This window comes from Pantoea sp. SIMBA_079 (assembly GCF_046940275.1).
Classification (GTDB): Bacteria; Pseudomonadota; Gammaproteobacteria; order Enterobacterales; family Enterobacteriaceae; genus Pantoea; species Pantoea borealis.
This window is the reverse complement of sequence record NZ_JAWRYR010000265.1, coordinates 1-275: the sequence shown is the minus strand read 5'-3', so window position 1 is coordinate 275 and position 275 is coordinate 1. Positions and strand designations below refer to the sequence as shown.

The window sequence follows — 275 nt, the reverse complement described above, 5'->3', positions numbered from 1 at the left end:
CTCGATCTGACTGCAAGAGTGATCCATGGCGGTTCGCGCTACGCTGATGCTGCGAACAGTAAGAAACTCGGAGACTATGTGACTGCTGATTTAGTGGCACTCTATTCCATCGACAAGCAATCGCAGTTGAAGTTCTCGGTGGAGAATATCTTTGACAAGGACTATCAGACCAGCTCTGGCTATATTGCGCCGGGGCGCACCATCAATGTCGGATTGACCCGGAACTTCTGAGGCTGAACAGAGAATGAAAAGGGCGTCCGCAAATTGGATAATCA

Annotated in this window: 1 pseudogene; it reads left to right on the top strand. The window is 49.8% G+C overall.

The window, feature by feature from the left end:
• Nucleotides 1-231: pseudogene (locus SB719_RS19955) on the top strand (TonB-dependent siderophore receptor); the annotation flags it as partial.
• Between the last annotated feature and the right edge of the window lie 44 nt (nucleotides 232-275).